Origin of the sequence: Paenibacillus amylolyticus (genome assembly GCF_036894225.1) — a bacterium.
GTDB classification, from domain to species: Bacteria; Bacillota; Bacilli; order Paenibacillales; family Paenibacillaceae; genus Paenibacillus; species Paenibacillus amylolyticus.
Genome location: NZ_CP145892.1, coordinates 2,718,827 through 2,735,002 on the forward strand (window position 1 = coordinate 2,718,827; position 16,176 = coordinate 2,735,002).

Below are 16,176 nucleotides of genomic sequence, written 5' to 3' on the forward strand. Positions count from 1 at the left end.
CATGCGCAAAAAAATACGCAAAACACTCAAATACAGCATACTTAGTATTATTTTAATGGTTATAGTAGCTCTGATATTTCCCACATGGACACCCAAAATTAAAGGTGAAAACAGTATCAGCATGTTAGAGCAGGTCGAAATTAACGGTACAGGACATGAAGTCATGATCAGGGGTGTTGATCGGACTAACCCTATCCTGATTTTTGTGCATGGCGGGCCGGGATGCTCGGAGATTCCATACGTAAGGAAGTATCAGAAAGAGCTTGAGCAACACTTCACGGTGGTGCATTACGATCAACGTGGGAGTGGGAAGTCCTATCACTTTTTTGAAGATTACTCGAATCTCACAACAGATGTATTAGTAGATGATTTGTTAGCGGTAAGGGATTATGTATCTAAGGAGTTAGGTCAAGAGAAGGTTATATTAATCGGTCATTCATTTGGTACATACATCGGGATGAAAGCTGCGGCTAAAGCACCCACTCAGTTTCACGCTTATATAGGCATTGGACAGATGGCTAATACACTTCAGAGCGAACTGGAAAGTTTGGAGTACACGTACGAGCAAGCGAAACAAGCCGGTAATGCAGAGGACGTTAAAAAACTGGAGCTAATCCGCAGCTCGATCGAGCAAGGAAAGGAACTTACGCCTAGAATTTTGTTGCAAAAGTACGGTGGTGCAGCCAGACTCATCAACGAGAATAGAGATTATATTTCAGGATTCCTTTTAAATCCCGAATATAATGGGCTGGATATGATTCGCTTTTATTCAGGGATGTTCAGTTCACAAGACATCTTACTGAGGGAAGCATTTTATCAAAATTTACCTGATATTGTTGATCATCTGGAGATTCCTACCTATTTTGTAACGGGTAAATATGATTATATGACCACTGCAAATGCAGCACGTGATTATTTTGACGTATTGGATGCACCGATCAAAGACTTCATTGTATTCAACGAGTCGGCGCATTACCCACAGTTTGAAGAGAAAGAAAAATTCGTAAAGTGGTTAAATGAGCTATTTTAATATGCATTGAGAGGAGCAAGATCATATTGTTAAATGAATTCATTGAGCTTGAAGAAGAGAGTGATGAGAGTTACCGGTGTTACACTCTGCAAAATACTGTGCAAATATTTAAACATTGCATACAGGATGAGGATTTAAATGACTTTCGAATATATGTGTCCACTAATACACCGTTAGATTCAATTGTTCATAAAATAGAAGATTACATTAAGTGGTTTTCAACTTGTGAGACTGTCTTTCGAGATTATTATGAGAATGAACTTCAGGAAAAAGTACATCAGAATTGGTTTAATGAGATTGAAGTCTATCGTGTGGATATCACATTTAACAGTATAGCCGATTACGGCGCAACAATATCTTGCGGAGATCATATTTTGCGCGATCACATTATGATTATTGATTTTGATAGAGAACAAATCCAAGCAATCCACTTAAACGGATAGATGGATTATTTTGTAGTAAATAGTCACAAAAAACAATAAATATATCGCTTTATTTTCCATAAATGTGTTATTATGTTGTTGTTGGACGAAGAATTCATTTGTTTGATCGATAGAGAGAGGAGGCACGTATTCTCGAATCATTCAATCTGTATGCATAGATTAACTGCACTGCTTGTTAAAAATAATAGAATAAGCGGAGGTATGGTTATGTTCAAAAAATGGAAGAAATTTGGCATCAGTAGCTTGGCACTGGTATTGGTGGCTGCGGTAGCCTTTACGGGATGGAGCGCTAAAGCATCAGCAGCGGACGCTTCGCAAATAGTGTCTGAGATGGGTGCAGGATGGAATCTCGGCAATCAGCTGGAAGCATCGGTGAACGGTACACCGAATGAGACAGCTTGGGGCAATCCTACGGTAACTCCAGAGTTAATCAAAAAGGTAAAAGCGGCAGGCTTCAAATCCATTCGTATTCCCGTTTCCTATTTGAGTAACATTGGAAGCGCTCCCAATTATACGATCAATGCGGCATGGCTGAATCGAATTCAGCAAGTCGTGGATTATGCGTACAATGAAGGTCTGTATGTGATCATCAATATTCATGGTGATGGGTTTAATTCCGTACAGGGTGGATGGCTACTCGTGAATGGTGGCAATCAGACTGCCATTAAGGAAAAATATAAGAAGGTGTGGCAGCAGATTGCCACCAAGTTTAGCAACTACAATGACCGTCTTATTTTTGAATCCATGAACGAAGTATTCGATGGTAACTATGGCAATCCAAACTCGGCCTATTACGCCAATCTGAACGCATACAATCAAATCTTCGTGGATACAGTTCGTCAAACTGGAGGTAACAACAATGCCAGATGGTTGCTGATTCCAGGCTGGAATACCAATATTGACTATACTGTTGGTAATTATGGCTTTGCTCTTCCGACAGATAATTACAGATCCTCGGCTATTCCTAGTTCGCAGAAGAGAATCATGATCTCGGCACATTATTACTCTCCTTGGGATTTTGCAGGTGAGGAAAACGGTAATATCACACAGTGGGGTGCAACTTCTACGAACCCTGCCAAAAAGTCTACTTGGGGCCAAGAGGATTATCTTGAATCGCAGTTTAAGTCCATGTACGACAAATTTGTAACTCAGGGCTATCCTGTAGTGATTGGTGAGTTCGGTTCTATTGATAAAACGTCCTACGATTCCAGCAACAATGTATATCGTGCTGCATACGCCAAAGCAGTTACCGCAAAAGCTAAAAAATACAAAATGGTTCCTGTTTATTGGGATAACGGGCATAACGGTCAACATGGATTCGCATTGTTTAACCGTTCAAACAAAACCGTGACGCAGCAAAATATCATTAATGCCATCATGCAAGGTATGCAATAAATTACTGTCTGGCTGTATCCGTGTAAACGGCGTGTTCCTGTAAAAGGGACATGCCGTTTTTTTGTGCTACCGGAGATGAAGATGAACAACATTTACCAATGCATTTTACATAAGCCACATACAGAATTCATTAAATCCCACAATAGCTTTTATATACTTAATTTGCTTGATATAGCGAACTAAAAGGACTAGGTGGTAGACAGAATGTTAAAAAAACGTGATTTGCAGGAATGCCTTTCACTGTACAGCTTAATGATGGACCCCGCAGTTTCTCCTTACGTTCGTTATCAATGCCAATCGTATGAAGAATATCTATTCCTGACCAAACAATTGATGGTCGAAGAAGAGCAAAAGACAGTGATTTCCCGAACGATTTTGAATGAAACAGGGCAGCCTATTGGAACCATTGATCTATATCATATTGAGCATCAAACCGGTTTTTTAGCCACATGGATTGGATCACCGTTTTTTGGAAATGGGTATAGCCAAAGAGCCAAATCAGCCTTTTTTGTTGAATTGTTTCTGGAACATGGGATTGAAACGGTATTTATGAAGATACGCAAGCAGAATATAAGATCCAGAAAAGCAGTACAAAAACTGCCTTATGTGAAGTTAGCCAATGATGTGTATCCAGATGTATATCAACGGATTAATATGAACGAACAGATGTATGATCTGTATTATGTTGAACGGTCAGCCTTTTTCGAAAATAGTATGGATCTGCACCAAGTGGTAGCTACGTAACTTATACCGATAATATAACATGCAGGAATATAGACTAGAGAATCGAAAGACATTAAGTAGATAACCTCATAAAAAGTGGATGGTTAATTAAGGAGGCATGAAATGAATAATATTAACAAGATTTTGGGTGTAGTCCTCATGCTTGGCAGTGTGTTTATTTCAACGATGGAGAGAATTTCAATACGAGTCTCTGTCGCTATAGTAGAAGCAGGATATGCGTCAGGAGGGACGAACGTACCCCAGTTTGCTCAGATGAACGAGCATCCAACAGGTTTACTCGTATACTTCATGTTTTTTGTTGGATTCATACTATTGGTAGCGGGATTCCCCGGGAGTTATAAGAAAAATCGTAATCATGGGTATAACAAGGAAGTTTAGCTTGAGGAGGGATGAAAGTGGCCCAACAGGAGGAAGTGTTATCGGGAGGTAATGTGAATCAGGTCGTCAGAATAGGTGAGACGGTTCGCCGGCATGTGAAACCAAATCCATATGTGGTTGAACTGCTTTTACATCTCGAAAAAGTTGGTTATGATCATGCCCCTCTATTTCTGGGAATAGATGAACAGGGGAGAGAAACGCTCTCTTACCTTGAAGGCATCGTTCCAGGCAATGACTACCCTGATCTAGAAGAGTATATGTGGTCAGACGAATCTTTGATTGAAGTCGCAAAACTGTTGAGGAGTTACCATGATGCGACCGTTGGATTTACAACAACATCAGTTTCAACGAACAGATATCCAGGCATAACAGAAGATGAAGTTGTATGTCATAACGATTTTGCGCCGTATAATGTGGTGTACAAGGATGGCCGTCCTCAAGGCATTATTGATTTTGATATGGCGGGTCCGGGTCCGCGAATGTGGGATATCGCCTATGTCTTGTATACATCCGTTCCACTCGCAAATTTCTCACCAGAGATGGACGGAAAGGGTGTAATGCCATACGTCAGCCAGGCACACGGAACTGTTCGAAAAGAACGGATTGCCTTATTCATGGCTACGTACGGGCTGAGTGTTCCAGCAGATTTGAAGGATTGGGTCATATCCCGTATCCGTTTCATGTGTAAAACACTGACTGATCGTGCGGCTGATGGAGATGTCGCTTTTATGAAGATGGTCGAAGAGGGGCATCTGGCCCACTATGAGAAAGAAGTCATTTTTCTTGAAAACCATTGGGATGAATGGGTTTGAAAGGTAATGCTAATGGACCGCGTGATAGCCTACGGGCTGGACAGCGGTTTTTTTTGTTTTCATCTTTCAAATCCCTATAAATTCCTTTCTAATCATTTTCAACAATTGTGATCAACAATACAGCAATATAGTTCAGATTAGATCGAAATAACTGTGATACAATTCATTGTAAAGCGCTATCATTGTAAATTATTAAACTATATTGCTTTTTATATTCTGGGAAGGGAGATCTTACTGATGCTAACCATACACACCCCGACGAATATTGCTTTGCAGGAAAATGAAGTTTATGTGCGATCAGAAGCAGATAATTTTCAGGATGAATGGCCTGTTCATACGCATAATGGGTATGAGATACATTATTTTATTCAAGGAGATGCAACCTTTTTAATCGGTGACCGAATATATAAGCCGCTGCCTGGAGATATGTTTATATTCAGAGGCGGTGTGCCCCACCGAATCAATCCTTCAAGAGAAATGGTGTACAAGCGAAGTTTTGTCAATTTCACGGAATTATTGCTTTTGGACATGCTTGCTGTCAGTCAGTTGGAGAATCTGATGTCCATATTCCGTCATCCCAATGGGTTATTGGTGCATTGGCCTCCGGAGGAGCGTGAGTATATCACAGCTATATTTAAGGGAATCAAGGAGGAGATGGGGGCAGGAAATACAGGGTACAAAACAATGGTCAAATTAAGTCTTACCCAATTGCTACTGCGGATTTACCGGAAAACAACCAGTGAGCAATCCGCCAATCCTATCTTATGTTCTTCCCAGAAGCAAACAAGCGTAAGCCGGGTTCTTCATTATTTAAACCAGAACTACACGGAGAATGTTTCATTGGATGAACTGTCCAAAACACTCCATTTGAATAAATACTACATTTGTCATTCTTTCAAAGAGACGACGGGATATACCATAAGCAACTATGTTATACGGAAAAGAGTTGCAGAGGCCAAAAAATTGTTACTGTCTACGGATGCACCGATTTTGTCCATATCTGAGACGCTAGGTTTTAACACACCTGTATATTTTAGCAGGGCCTTTAAACAATATGTGGGTGTATCACCACAGTTATTCCGTAAAAGTGAATTGCTCAACGAAGCCAAAATTCATTAGACCCTTCCAAGGAGATGTTGATATGACAAGAAGAACAACGTTTAAGCTCACCACTAGCATGGTATTGGTCATGTTACTCATCGTATTGACTGCTTGCGGAAATTCAGGTACCAATGCTAACCCAAAACAAACAACCCTGGATTTCCTGTGGTTCTCTGACGGAAAAGAAGGAGAAGTCATCAAGGAAATCATTAAAGATTATGAGCAGACCAATACCAAGGTTAAAATCAACCTGATTGAAGTTGGCTTCAAGGATATCCAAACCAAATTAAAAACAATGTTATCCGGTGGAAAGCCACCTGCCCTGAGCCGGGTCACGGATACTGGATCATTTGCTAATCAGGCGGTTGATCTGACACCTTACGTGGACAATGCGGACCAATTCGAGGATCAATTTATTGACTCACTTAAACCTTATTATGTTATTAATGACAAGCTGGTAGCGGCGCCTATGGATGTTACAGCGAATGGGCTTATTTATAACAAAACCTTATTTGATAAAGCGGGCGTCAAAGTACCGACCTCTCCTGACCAGGTATGGACGTGGGATGAATACACAGCTGCGTTAAAAGAGGTTATGGACAAAGGCGGAGCACGTTATGGCATGGTATGGGATGTCACACCGCATAGATGGTCCACTCTTTTGTATCAGAATGGCGGAAGCATCTTAACAGAGGATGGCACTGCAGCAGCGATTAACAGTGAAGCCGGAATCCGTAGCATGGAGCAGTTCAAGCAGCTTCATCAAGAAGGGATCATGCCCGAATCCGTATGGCTCGGAGGGGAAAATCCGAACAACCTGTTCCGTTCCGGGACGGTGGCTACCCACTGGGCTGGCAACTGGATGATCAGCAATTACAAGGATATCACTGATTTTGAATGGGGAGTCACCTATATGCCAAAAGGAACACAACGTTCTTCAGTGCCAGGCGGGAAGTTTCTGATGGCATTCAAAGGCAGCGGATATGAGCAGGAGGCGGCAGAATTTATTGAATACTTAACGTCCAAAGAAGTGAATTCAAAATATAACCAAGAATCATTGTTTATGAGTCCGCGGAAGGACAGCGCTGTATTGAATTATGAATTCGGCAAGGAGATGTTTGAAATTTTCGCAGATGAACTGAAGAACAGTTCGCCTCTTGCAGCTAATGACTGGTCCAGACAGACGATTATATCCAAAATTTCAACGGACCTGAAAAATAATATTGTTGAGGTTTTATCCGATAAGGCAACTCCGCAGGAGGCATTGGATCGAACAGCCAAGCTGATTAACGAGGCTATTGGCAGTCAATAAACGTAAAGCGCTTTGGTTAATTCGTATACGGGGGCTTACCGATTCCTGTGAAGCCTCCCTTTCGAATAACGCATAAGGAAGGGGCAAGCAGATGAGTGAAGGACAACGATTAAACAAAAATACGCTGGCAAAACAGAACAGGAAGCTCGTTATTGCTCCTTATCTGTTTATACTACCCAACCTCCTGATCTTTGGAACTTTTATCGTATTTCCTTCTTTATTGGGCCTCTATTATTCCTTCCATGTCTATGATGGATTGAACCCAATGAAGTTCAACGGGCTGGATAATTATATCAAAATTATAGGGGATCGGGAATTTTGGTCGACCATCGGACGAACGGGGATTTATGCAGCAATTGTTGTCCCGCTAATATATGCAGCAGCGTTAGGCATTGCTTTGCTGCTTGCACGCGAGATTAGAATGCGTGGGTTCTTCAGGGCCGTATTTTACTGGCCGACCATGATTTCTTACATTATCGTAGGATTGACCTGGAAGTGGATTTTCGGAGATTCATTTGGCATCTTGAATCATCTGTTAACCGTGGTTGGTGTGGAACCTGTTGGTTTTTTAACTTCTTCCTTTTGGGCAAATACGGCTGTAATCATCGCGACAGTGTGGTCACGTGCAGGCTTTTTCATGGTCATTTTTATCGCGGGTTTGCAGGCTATACCTACGGATTATTATGAGGCTGCCCGCTTGGACGGGGCAACGGGAATAAAGGTGTTTCGATATATTACGCTCCCGTTGTTGAAGCCCACAAGTTTGCTTGTTGTTATGCTGACTCTGATTGACGCGTTCAAAGCATTCCCACTTATGTTTGCGCTTACAGGTGGTGGGCCGGGCAAAGATACCACCTATATTGTTCAATATATTTATGAGATTGGCTTTAACAGACAGGAGCTCGGTCTGGCCAGTGCCATGTCGGTGATACTGTTTATCCTTATTGGTGGATTCTCGGCTCTGCAATTCCGTCTATCGAAAGGAGGGGCTACGTAATGGTAATGAAGCCTATGGTTAAAATCTTCATCTACAGTCTGTTAAGTGTTGCCGCAGTGGTGTGGCTCCTGCCTGTCCTGTGGGTCGTGATTTCTTCTCTAAAAACGAATAGCGATCTGTACAGCTTCCCTCCCAAGTTATGGCCGCAGCCAATCACCTTCGAGCATTTCAAGGAGGCATTCAGTAAAGGCGATTTTGGCTTGTATTTTATGAATAGTACGATCGTAACTGTAAGCTCAACGCTGCTACTGTTATTGATTAACTCCATGGCAGGTTTTGCATTGGCGAAATATCGCTTCCGCGGAAGCGCGATCATATTAATTGCTTTTGTCTCAACACTCATGATTCCGATTGAGGTAATTATGATCCCTATATTCAAAGTGCTGAGTGCACTGGGGTTGTATAATAGCCTACTCGCGATTATTATCCCGCCAGCAGCAACCCCAACAGGTGTGTTCCTTATGCGGCAGTATTTGTTGTCCGTACCGGACGAGCTGTTGGAAGCTGCCCGGATGGATGGAGCGGGCGAATGGAAAATTTACTGGAGCATTATTCTTCCGATAGCGAAGCCGATTCTTGCGGTGCTCGCAATCTTCTCCTTCATGTGGAGATGGGATGATTTTGTATGGCCGTTAATTGCGATTAGTGATCCATCGAAATATACGATTCAGCTTGCGCTCTCTAATTTTATTGGTGAATACAACGTAGATTGGGGAAGTTTGCTTGCGATGTCCGTCATCACGATGCTTCCGGTACTGATTGTTTTTATGGTTTTCCAGCGGTATTTTGTCAGCGGTATGATTACTTCAGGAATGAAAGGATGAGTTGAATGTCAGATACCACCCGGAGTGGGATGGATACCTTGAATTATAAACCTATGAAATTAGGTCACAATCAGGTCATTAATCATTGGATGATCAGCGGCATATATACAAAGCCTGTTGCCTTTGTTCCAACAACGATGGAGGGAGATATTAATGATTGGCTTATCGATGGTTTTGCCATTCATGAGAATCCATGCAGAAAGGAATTTGTAGAACATAGGAGAACGCAGCCTGTGAACCGATTTTTTGATCAATGGAGCGAGTTTCCTAGCCCGGGAGACGATTTCGTTGGAGAAGAGAACGGAATGCCTTGGGCACTGTATTCTCCTTGGAATAATCCACGGGTGGAGCAATCAGGATTTTGGTTTGTACCGACACATCTGCGCAGTTACGCGGCTACAAGACTCATTTCTCCGACTGCTCATACCGCTTCTTTGCGGATTAAGACCTATGGCAGTCTGACGTTGTGGGTGAATGGGGAAATGGTAACGGATTTTGCGCCACTCATGCGTAACAAGGAGCAGGAAATCGTAATTAAAGCTGAACTTTTAGCTGGAATTAATGAGATCTATGCCTGCTGGGAGGATCTGGCTGAGCGGGATACCATGTATGCTTTTGCGGTGGAATATTTGGGAGACGAGGAATTGGTGATTTCCCTGCCTATTGCTTCTCATTTGGCGGAGTCTGTAAAATCCGCAGAGGAAGCTCTCGAACAGGCTTATTTTCCTTCGGATCTCTTCAGAGGTGAGCAGATTAAGCTCAAGCTGCCGCTTCCCTTGCCGGACATCGTTAGAGAGATTGATATTCAGTATGGCAATTTTTTTGATGGCACCGAAAATAAGACGATACACATAGCTGAGCAGGAAACGGACCTGGTCCTGGCACATACGAATCAACTCGGTCATCATTACGTATATTTCACGCTGGCCATTTCAGTTTCAAATATTGTACTAACCAAGAAGTTTGGCTGCCAATCCTATGATACGAGCTATGATGAGGCTGCTCAGCAAGCTGCGGATATTGAAGCCCGCAAATCCCTGGCTCTGCAATGCATTGCTGAGAAGGGCAGTCCCAATATTCATAAGGCCATCGCCATGCTCAAAACAGGAGGCAATCTGCAAGAAGCGGAGAACATATTGCTTGAGGGTGTGGAAGGGATCGAGCAACGGAAGGATTGCAGTGACTTCTATCTGGTGGGACTGTTCCGTCTATGGAGAGATGAGCGAAATAGCGGTCTGTTCAGTGAACCGTTCTGGGATCGGGTAAAAGCAAGTGTTCTTGGCTATCGATATTGGATTGATGAACCTGGCGATGATGTGATGTGGTTCTTCAGTGAGAACCATGCCTTGTTGTTCCATACCAATGAACTGTTAGCCGGACAGCTGTTTGGGGATGAAATGTTCAGCAACAGTGGTGAATCCGGTGAAGTACACCGTCAAAAAGCAGAGCAGAGGCTTGCATTATGGTTTGAGCGCTTTTTGGATGAAGGATTGGCAGAATGGAATTCAAGTGCATACATTCCGATTGATGCGGTTGGGCTATTGCATATCTATGAATTTGCCCATAATGAACAGCTCAGACAGCAAGCCCAAAAGGCAATGGACCTGTTATTCTATTATATTACCGTTCAGATGCATCAAGGAGTCTTGTCCACAACGTTTGGGCGCAGCTATGAGAAGGAACTGCTGGGTGGTTATGCAGCGGGAACCACTTCAATGTGCTGGATCGCTTACGGCGTTGGCAATGTAAACAATTATTCAATAAGCAATGTTGCCTTGAGTTTATCGGATTACAGTCCTCCAGCAGCATATCAGGAGCATCTGTTGCTTGGGGACAATCAGCAGTTGGTGTTCGCCAATCAGCAGGGCAAGGGAGGTTACGCCAAGCTCTATCACTGTCGGACCAAGGAATACTCCTTATCCTCAATCATTCGCTTTCGTCCAGGCAAGCCAGGTTATCAGGAGCATGTCCAGCATTTATCTCTGTCACCTGAGGCGCTGATCTGGGTGAATCATCCGGCAGAAATATACAAGCATGGGGATGGTCGACCTTGCTTCTGGGCTGGGAATGGAATATTGCCCGATGTTGTTCAACATGAAGGGATCGCTTTGATGATGTTTGATATTCCTGCGGATAACAACTCTGACTGGACACATGCTTATTTTCCTACTCACTCCTTCACGGAATGGGTAAGGCATGAGAACTGGCATTTTGCCCGTTTGGATAAGGGTTATGCAGCTATATATGCGGCTAACGGGACGAGTATGGAGAGTAGCGGGGTGACAAGAGAGCGTGAACTTATTTCCCCTGGCTTGCGTAACGCCTGGATTATAAGAGCAGGAAGCGAGCAACAATTCGGGTCATTTGACGCTTTTATCAACCAAGTTTGTTCTGCAAGCCCGCAATTCGATAATCAAGCTTTAACTCTCACTCTAACAGACCCGGTATATGGTCCAATTCAATGGGGAATGAACAAGCCTTTTCTTATTGAAGAAGAGGAAATTATACACGAAGGTTATGGAGTGAAGGGACAACTGAAGTTACTGGACATGGAGCGCTGAATCGTGTGTAAGAAACCAAGGGAGTGATAACCAACATGCCGAATCAAATGGTGCTGCAGGAGAGAATAAGCAAGGTATCCCAAGCGATGGAGTCTATGAAAAACACAAGTATCAATGAACAGTTTCCCATCGGACTAATCGACATACATCTATGGGAATGGCCGCAAGGTGTCGGTCTGTATGGCTTGCTTCAGCTTCATGAGGCAACGAAAGATCCCAAAGTGCTAGAATTTCTGGAATCATGGTACAATGCAAGGCTGATGGAAGGGTTACCGGAAAAAAATGTGAACACCTGTGCTCCGCTCCTTACTTTGATCTCACTATGCGAGCTGACCGGAAACAAGGAGTACGAACAGGTCTGTGAGGAGTGGAGCAGTTGGATCATGGATGGACTGCTGCGAACCGGAGATGGTGCGTTTCAGCATATGATCACGGGAGACGCCAATGATGGTCAAATTCTGATTGATACCCTGTTTATGACGGTGCTATTTTTGGCCAAGGCAGGGGTATACTTCAAGAAACCCGACATGGTGGAAGAAGCCAAACGACAGTTCCTTGTGCATATCAAATATCTATATAACAAGAAAACCGGATTGTTCTATCATGGCTGGGATTTCAATGAAAATCATAACTATGGTGCTGTTCATTGGGGGAGGGGCAATGCATGGTATACGGCGGGAGTTATGGATTTCCTGAATATCATTCCGATCGAAGACGGGCTGAAGGCCTATCTGCTGGATACAGCAACCGCTCAAGTCAGAGCACTGAGCAAGCTTCAGGGTGAGGATGGCATGTGGCACACAGTGCTGGATGATCCAGCCTCTTACAAAGAAACTTCGGCAACAGCAGCGATTGGATACGGCATTCTCAAGGGAATCCGGTATGGATACCTGGATGAATCCTATCGCCAGAATGGCTTGAGTGCGCTTGAGGCGGTGTTGAAACAAATTGATGATCACGGAGTTGTACAGCAGGTGTCCTATGGTACACCTGTGGGGCAGGATGCTCAGTTTTATAAAGATATAGCGATCAGTCCGATGGGTTATGGACAAGCACTTACGTTGTTTATTCTGATTGAGGGCTTGCGGGTTCCAACCGCCGACTAGAATAAGGTGGACTTTGTGTGGAGGATAGGGGATACAGTTTCCTGTATCCTCCTTTTTGTTTTAGTAAGCTCGAATCTCGATTAATTCGGCATATCTGCTGCCATTTGTGGCATCAATTATGATTCTCAGAGCCTGAGCTGACACAGGGACATCCAGGGAATGAATAACTTTTCTTTTGTGATTTTCTTGCACACTTGCGACTTGTGTCCATTCGCCAGCCGGTGTCAGCACATCCAAGCGATAATCACGCACCAGCTCAGGCATCACACGGAATGTTGTATGATGGTGATGTAAATTAACCAGATCCTCGTTCACATCATCATTAAACGTCAAGTGCAATTCAGCCAAGGTTTGTGGCTCTTCCCATGTCAGTTGTACCCATTCCGGCTTCCCAGACTGCATCGGCTGCGACATCCACTGTTGCGGCCCACCGAAGGGGCGATGATAACCGTTAATCGTGTTGTCCGCTGAATATGCCGAAGTCTCAGAGAGGGTACGACAGCAGAATGGCTGACGCGCCAACCCCTGCATGGACCATAATACGACAGGCTGATCCGTGGCATGATCCTCCAGATTTTTGGACACGTGGTTTTCTTCTGTTTTGAAGAAGATCAACACCCCGCTGTGTGCTTCTGTCGAATGGTAGAGTGAGACGGCTTTATTGGAGCGGATGATCATAAAAGCATTCTGCGGTTCTTCCGGTCGCCATTCGAGCGGCAGCTTCACCCACTGCGCAGTTCCTGTTGTAACGTTAACAGTCGCCGTAACTTGTAACAAATGCGGGACGTAGTTCTCCTTACGCCCCGTATCCCACAGCTCTACCGTCAGTGCGGTATCGCTGGATGCATCCAGCAGCAGCTCCAGGCCGCTGAGCACTGGATGCACAGGCAGCAGCAGGGCGACATCTGTACCCAGCGGGTACGTCTCGCCAGGCTGCTCAAGGGCGATGCCCGTCAGCGTGCTGGAGGCTGTAACCTGGGCACGCCGGGCCAGATCCAGCTCATCGTGGCTGCGCACCCCGATGATGGAAGCGTCCTGCCGCAGCAACGTCTGCTGCAGGACCGCTAGATGCCCCGCGTGCAGCTCGCGCGGCGACACCCCCATGGACGCGCAGAGCGCCGCGCCCGTACCCGCGGCTTCGCCGATGACCGCGCATGTTGCCATGACGCGCGTTGTGCCGAAGGCGACATGTGATGCACTGATGTCGCGCCCGGCCATGAGCATATTCCGCACATTTGCGGAATACAGCGAGCGGAACGGCACGTGATATACGCCATCGGCATGCATATGCTTCGAGCCACTCGCTTCGGCGTACATGCCCTGCGGGGGATGCAGGTCAATGGACCAGCCGCCAAAGGCAACGGCATCCGGGAACTCCCGCTGGCTGATAATATCGTTCTGGGTGAGCACATAGTCACCCGTGAAGCGGCGGTACTCCCTTTTGCCAGGTAGCGAACCAATCCACTCCAGCGTCATATGATCTGCATCAAACTTGCCGGAGTTCTTGATATAGTCCCAGATCCCGTAGATCACGGACCACAGTTCATCACGGATCAGCTCATTGTCATGAACGGTGTCATGTTCACCGCCCCATTCAATCCACCAATAATGACAACCGGAATCCCCGCTGCGAATGACCCGGCGAATCGGAATGCTGGTCTGTGTAATATCCTTGGCAAAAGAAGGCGGGATATAACGGACAGGCGCACCAGCATCCTTGGTATAAAAGAGGAGTGTACTGCCCAGCGTGATCTGATCAGCCACCTCTGGTGCCCACTCTTCGCCATACTCGCTGCGGGCTTCCCGGCCGAGTGCAAACTTGGCTCCAGCCAGAAAGCCTACCAATCCATCACCCGTACAGTCCAGATAGATCTGACTTTCGAATCGGATTTTGCGCTCAGAACCCATCATCCAGCCAGTGACAGAGGTGATCTTTCGTTCATCCCCATCGCCAGTAGCCTCGACTTCATGTACATCCGTGTTCAGGTACAGGCTGATGTTGGATTCAGCTCGAACGGCTTCCAGAATGATCAAGTCCCAGAGATAAGGGTTGCCCTCTGGATTACGATACTGATTCTCTACAAATAGTTCTCCCATGATGCCCGTCTCGCGGGCATAGCGGTTAATTCCGTGGGCGGTGGCACCGCACACCCAGACCCGAACCTCGCTGCTGGAATTGCCGCCAAGCACGGGGCGGTTCTGCACCAGCGCCACCTGCTGCCCCATGCGGGCAGCGGCTATCGCGGCGCATACACCAGCAAGTCCTCCGCCGATGACGGTGATGTCGTATTGTACATGTTCTTGTTTCATATCTGTGACCTCCTTAACTGAAGTTAGATCCACCTTGACTCCAACTACATATCTATAATTTCATCTTAGATTTATATATTCACTTTTTAAATGCACTATACTATCATCAAACATATACTTTATTTCACAGAAAGGGTGGTCAAGTCATGGAGCTGCTTAACCACATCTACTGGAAGCAAAAAGGGGAATTTGCTCTTACGGAAGATATCTATACGACTTGGGTGGCTTTTGCCGTCGAAGAGGGAATATTCCATTATGAGATTGGGGGTCAGATCGGAGAAGCGAGTTTTGGCGATCTGGTGCTGTGCCCCCCGGCGGTTCCTTTTCGGCGGACAGTCATTACCCCGCTGACATTTCACTATTTACAGTTTAGCAGTAGCCTGGAGGAGGAGGAGTTTCTGCCACCAGCCGGAAAATCGCTGATTAATGACACGAAGCGGTTAGCCTCGACGTACGCTTATTTACGTCAGGACAGTGAGGAGAATAAGGGGGAAGTTGCCCGTTGGAAGACACATTTTATGATGGATTTGTGGCAGTTGTATCAGGTGGAACGCAGACAGAATCGCTTAAAGGAGCGGAGATTTACCGAAGACGCACGAATGGCTGAAGCGGCAGCGCTGCTGGAGGAGCGGGCGGAAGAGGAGATCAGCCTTCAGGAATTGGCACAGCGACTGGCATTGAGTCCGGTGCAGTTGACAAGGCGTTTCCGGGAAGCTTTTCAGGAGACGCCATCAGGCTATCTCAAACGGGTCCGTCTGAAAAAAGCGCAGAACCTCTTGGCTGACAGCAGCCTGACACTTAACCAAATTGCCGAGCGATGCGGATATGAGAACGGTTTTTATCTGAGTAGAGTGTTCTCCAAAACGTTGGGCATAAGTCCATCTGAGTATCGCAGGAGACACAGGGTCTAAGCTGAAAGAAGTGAGCAGAAAGCTTTGAAGACAACTTTAAAGACAACTTTAAAGACAACTTTTGAAGCCAGCGGAGCACCAGGTATACACCTTCGTTACGGGTTGTCAGATTATGGAGGAGCTGGTGTGAATGAGTGCAGAAGCAACGGATACTGCATTTCTAACCGAAATTAGAGGGGGAAGTACATTTCAGTTGTAGATCATAGACAATTTATACTATAATTTACCATATGGAGTCCTTATCCGAACGTA

General features: G+C 45.2%; 14 protein-coding genes. 13 read left to right on the top strand and 1 reads right to left on the bottom strand.

The features are described from left to right. Nucleotide 1: 1 nt before the first annotated feature. The 12 genes from V6668_RS12420 (at nt 2) to V6668_RS12475 (ending at nt 12,703) form a co-directional block, all read left to right on the top strand. Nucleotides 2-1,030, top strand: a complete 1,029-nt coding sequence (locus tag V6668_RS12420) for an alpha/beta hydrolase (RefSeq protein ID WP_338708569.1) — start codon at nt 2-4, stop codon at nt 1,028-1,030. Between the two features lie 26 nt (nt 1,031-1,056). Beyond that, nucleotides 1,057-1,473: a hypothetical protein gene (locus V6668_RS12425; RefSeq protein ID WP_253507730.1), complete on the top strand. Its 417-nt coding sequence runs from the start codon at nt 1,057-1,059 to the stop codon at nt 1,471-1,473. Nucleotides 1,474-1,680: 207 nt separating this feature from the next. After that, nucleotides 1,681-2,868: a glycoside hydrolase family 5 protein gene (locus tag V6668_RS12430; protein WP_338708570.1), complete on the top strand. Its 1,188-nt coding sequence runs from the start codon at nt 1,681-1,683 to the stop codon at nt 2,866-2,868. 204 nt (nt 2,869-3,072) lie between these two features. After that, nucleotides 3,073-3,612, top strand: a complete 540-nt coding sequence (locus V6668_RS12435) for a GNAT family N-acetyltransferase (protein ID WP_076327776.1) — start codon at nt 3,073-3,075, stop codon at nt 3,610-3,612. 102 nt (nt 3,613-3,714) lie between these two features. After that, nucleotides 3,715-3,990 carry a hypothetical protein gene (locus tag V6668_RS12440; protein ID WP_036609065.1) on the top strand — a complete coding sequence of 92 codons (276 nt, stop codon included), beginning with the start codon at nt 3,715-3,717 and terminating at the stop codon, nt 3,988-3,990. A gap of 11 nt (nt 3,991-4,001) precedes the next feature. Then, complete coding sequence (locus V6668_RS12445) at nt 4,002-4,802, top strand: phosphotransferase (protein WP_338708571.1); 801 nt, start codon at nt 4,002-4,004, stop codon at nt 4,800-4,802. A gap of 237 nt (nt 4,803-5,039) precedes the next feature. Beyond that, complete coding sequence (locus V6668_RS12450) at nt 5,040-5,921, top strand: AraC family transcriptional regulator (RefSeq protein WP_036609061.1); 882 nt, start codon at nt 5,040-5,042, stop codon at nt 5,919-5,921. 22 nt (nt 5,922-5,943) lie between these two features. Continuing rightward, nucleotides 5,944-7,215, top strand: coding sequence for a sugar ABC transporter substrate-binding protein (locus tag V6668_RS12455; RefSeq protein ID WP_338708572.1), 1,272 nt, complete (start codon nt 5,944-5,946; stop codon nt 7,213-7,215). A 91-nt stretch (nt 7,216-7,306) separates the two neighbouring features. Further along, on the top strand, nt 7,307-8,212 hold the full coding sequence (locus V6668_RS12460; protein WP_074094691.1) for a carbohydrate ABC transporter permease: 906 nt from the start codon (nt 7,307-7,309) through the stop codon (nt 8,210-8,212). Beyond that, entirely contained in the window at nt 8,212-9,036 is an 825-nt protein-coding gene (locus V6668_RS12465; protein WP_036609056.1) for a carbohydrate ABC transporter permease, read from the top strand. The genes V6668_RS12460 and V6668_RS12465 overlap by 1 nt, the downstream gene beginning before the upstream one ends. A 53-nt stretch (nt 9,037-9,089) precedes the next feature. Beyond that, nucleotides 9,090-11,597 (top strand): hypothetical protein, encoded by a 2,508-nt coding sequence (locus V6668_RS12470; protein WP_338708573.1) that lies wholly within the window; start codon nt 9,090-9,092, stop codon nt 11,595-11,597. Between the two features lie 35 nt (nt 11,598-11,632). After that, nucleotides 11,633-12,703: a glycoside hydrolase family 88/105 protein gene (locus V6668_RS12475; protein WP_338708574.1), complete on the top strand. Its 1,071-nt coding sequence runs from the start codon at nt 11,633-11,635 to the stop codon at nt 12,701-12,703. Between the two features lie 60 nt (nt 12,704-12,763). On the opposite strand, the gene V6668_RS12480 is transcribed toward V6668_RS12475, so the two are convergent. Next, nucleotides 12,764-15,013, bottom strand: a complete 2,250-nt coding sequence (locus V6668_RS12480; RefSeq protein ID WP_338708575.1) for an FAD-dependent oxidoreductase — start codon at nt 15,011-15,013, stop codon at nt 12,764-12,766. A 146-nt stretch (nt 15,014-15,159) separates the two neighbouring features. Here V6668_RS12480 and V6668_RS12485 point away from each other — a divergent pair, with 146 nt between their 5' ends. Continuing rightward, on the top strand, nt 15,160-15,924 hold the full coding sequence (locus tag V6668_RS12485; RefSeq protein WP_036670526.1) for a helix-turn-helix domain-containing protein: 765 nt from the start codon (nt 15,160-15,162) through the stop codon (nt 15,922-15,924). Nucleotides 15,925-16,176 lie beyond the last annotated feature (252 nt).

Coding starts and splice junctions, on each gene's coding strand:
- V6668_RS12420 (WP_338708569.1), top strand. CDS start 2: ATGCGCAAAAAAATACGCAAAACACTCAAATACAGCATACTTAGTATT.
- V6668_RS12430 (WP_338708570.1), top strand. CDS start 1,681: ATGTTCAAAAAATGGAAGAAATTTGGCATCAGTAGCTTGGCACTGGTA.
- V6668_RS12435 (WP_076327776.1), top strand. CDS start 3,073: ATGTTAAAAAAACGTGATTTGCAGGAATGCCTTTCACTGTACAGCTTA.
- V6668_RS12440 (WP_036609065.1), top strand. CDS start 3,715: ATGAATAATATTAACAAGATTTTGGGTGTAGTCCTCATGCTTGGCAGT.
- V6668_RS12445 (WP_338708571.1), top strand. CDS start 4,002: ATGAAAGTGGCCCAACAGGAGGAAGTGTTATCGGGAGGTAATGTGAAT.
- V6668_RS12450 (WP_036609061.1), top strand. CDS start 5,040: ATGCTAACCATACACACCCCGACGAATATTGCTTTGCAGGAAAATGAA.
- V6668_RS12455 (WP_338708572.1), top strand. CDS start 5,944: ATGACAAGAAGAACAACGTTTAAGCTCACCACTAGCATGGTATTGGTC.
- V6668_RS12460 (WP_074094691.1), top strand. CDS start 7,307: ATGAGTGAAGGACAACGATTAAACAAAAATACGCTGGCAAAACAGAAC.
- V6668_RS12465 (WP_036609056.1), top strand. CDS start 8,212: ATGGTAATGAAGCCTATGGTTAAAATCTTCATCTACAGTCTGTTAAGT.
- V6668_RS12470 (WP_338708573.1), top strand. CDS start 9,090: ATGAAATTAGGTCACAATCAGGTCATTAATCATTGGATGATCAGCGGC.
- V6668_RS12475 (WP_338708574.1), top strand. CDS start 11,633: ATGCCGAATCAAATGGTGCTGCAGGAGAGAATAAGCAAGGTATCCCAA.
- V6668_RS12480 (WP_338708575.1), bottom strand. CDS start 15,013: ATGAAACAAGAACATGTACAATACGACATCACCGTCATCGGCGGAGGA.
- V6668_RS12485 (WP_036670526.1), top strand. CDS start 15,160: ATGGAGCTGCTTAACCACATCTACTGGAAGCAAAAAGGGGAATTTGCT.